2 protein-coding genes and 1 pseudogene are annotated in these 1,806 nt (G+C 70.3%); 1 reads left to right on the top strand and 2 read right to left on the bottom strand.

What is annotated here, in order from left to right; translation table 11 throughout:
- A pseudogene (locus FVW20_RS14135) lies at positions 1-196 on the top strand (radical SAM protein); the annotation flags it as partial.
- A 122-nt stretch (positions 197-318) separates the two neighbouring features.
- Here the strand turns inward: FVW20_RS14135 and msrA are convergent.
- Both msrA and FVW20_RS14125 read right to left on the bottom strand, forming a co-directional pair.
- Positions 319-1,005, bottom strand: a complete 687-nt coding sequence (gene msrA, locus FVW20_RS14130) for a peptide-methionine (S)-S-oxide reductase MsrA (protein ID WP_196610115.1) — start codon at positions 1,003-1,005, stop codon at positions 319-321.
- 216 nt (positions 1,006-1,221) lie between these two features.
- A partial coding sequence (locus tag FVW20_RS14125) for a phosphotransferase family protein (RefSeq protein ID WP_196610114.1) occupies positions 1,222-1,806 on the bottom strand: 585 nt, incomplete at its 5' end.

Genomic DNA, 1,806 nt, shown 5'->3' with positions numbered 1-1,806 from the left:
CGCCGCCGGACTGCTGGGAGACGGCGGTACGCTGGGCGGGCTGGGGCTGCTGCCCACGCGGGCGGACCACCCGCGCCGGAGGCGCGGCCTGCCTGATCTGCCAGACATGCCGGACATGCCGGACATGCCGGACATGCCTGATCTGCCGGACATGCCGGACATGCCACCCTGTGCCGGGCGGCGGCGCTGCGATTGAGGGCGCCCTGCCGTGGGAATGCCCAACGCGCCTGCTGATCGAACTGCATGGAAAACAGAAGGACGCCGCCCCGTCACGGGCGGCGTCCCTTCTCGTTTCCGGGTGGCTCCTTGCGCGCCGGATCATTTTTCCGGGCCCCAGACCTGCTCCAGCCGCTTGTCGCGTCCGCAGCCGGTCCGGTAGTAGGCATAGCGGATGGGATTCTTGCGGTAGTAGTCCTGATGGTATTCTTCGGCGGGCCAGAAGGTGGATGCGTCCTCTATGCCGGTGGCCACCGGCTTGCCCAGACGCGCCTCGATGGCCTTCTTGCTGGCCTCGGCGGCGTGGTGCTGCGCCGCGTTGGCCACGAAGATGGCCGAGCGGTACTGGCTGCCCCGGTCGCAGAACTGGCCGCCCGCGTCCAGCGGGTCCACGTTGCGCCAGAAAACGTCCAACAGGGCTTCGTAGCTGACCTTTGCGGGGTCGTAGGTCACCCGCAGGGCTTCGGCGTGGCCGGTAAGGCCGGAGGACACCTGCTTGTAGGTGGGCGCATCCACGTTGCCGCCGGTGTAGCCGGAGGTGGTATCCAGCACGCCGTCCAACTGGTCGAAGGGTTTTTCCATGCACCAGAAGCAGCCCCCGGCGAATATGGCGGTGGCCGTGGTGGCGGTCTGGCGGGGGGCTGCGGCTGCATCGCCATGTGCGGCGCGGGCCGTGGCGGGCAGCAGCAGGGCGGCCAGCAGCAGGGCGGAAAGAGGCAACAGATGCGCCAGCGCGTTCAGCGCCGACGTTGCGGTCTCGATGAAAGGGGACTGAAGCAGGGTGGACATGATGCGCACTCCCGTGCCGGAGGTGGCGCGCCGGAAGTGGCGCGCCCCTTCGGGCATCATGTCAGATATAGCACGCCCGCGCCGGGAGTACAGGGGGCGATGTGTTTGCGGGACAGGGGGAGGCGGAAGGCGGCGCCGGTTGCGGGCGGCGGTGCCGGTTGCGGAAGGTGGCGCCGGTTGCGGGCGGCGGGTGCTCATGGCGGAAGCGGCGGCTGGCTACCCTCCGGCCCACATGTCCGCCAGCCGCTGGCGGTGGTGCAGCAGGATGTCGCAGTAGTCCAGTTCCATGCCCAGCATGTCCCGGTCGCCCCTGCGCAGCCATTCCGACAGCCAGCCGAAGCGGGATGCCAGCACCATCAGCGGCAGATGGCGCAGTGTCTCGCCCCCCATTCCGGCAAGGCCGCACGGGGGCACGCCTTCACGCAAGGTGGCGGTGAACCCGGCGGCAAAGCCGCGCCCCAGGCCGGAAGGATGCTCGAAGCCCACGCAACCGATGCAGTTGGCGGCGTCGTACAGCGCGGGTTGCGCCCCGGCGAATTCCCAGTCGATGACGCCGCGCAGCGCGGCCAGCGGTCCGGAGACCGTTGCCCCGGCGACATCCCCCGATGCGTCGCCGCCATCGCCGCAGGGCGTCCAGATCAGGTTCAGGGGATGGGCATCGCCATGGGCCAGCACCACCGGCTGGGCAGCCAGCACGTCGGGCAGGGCCTCCAGCGCATCGCGCACCGGAAGCAGGCGGCGGGCGGCTTCCGGCAGGCGGCGGGCCACGGTCTCGTGCAGCCCGGCGATGAACGCGGGCAG

This window comes from Nitratidesulfovibrio oxamicus (assembly GCF_015731765.1).
GTDB classification, from domain to species: Bacteria; Desulfobacterota; Desulfovibrionia; order Desulfovibrionales; family Desulfovibrionaceae; genus Cupidesulfovibrio; species Cupidesulfovibrio oxamicus.
Note: the sequence above shows the minus strand (reverse complement) of the source record. Positions and strands in the feature narration are given on the sequence as shown.

What these genes read in the sequence shown, in the direction of transcription:
- msrA (WP_196610115.1), bottom strand. Translation starts at nt 1,005, where the DNA reads ATGTCCACCCTGCTTCAGTCCCCTTTCATCGAGACCGCAACGTCGGCG.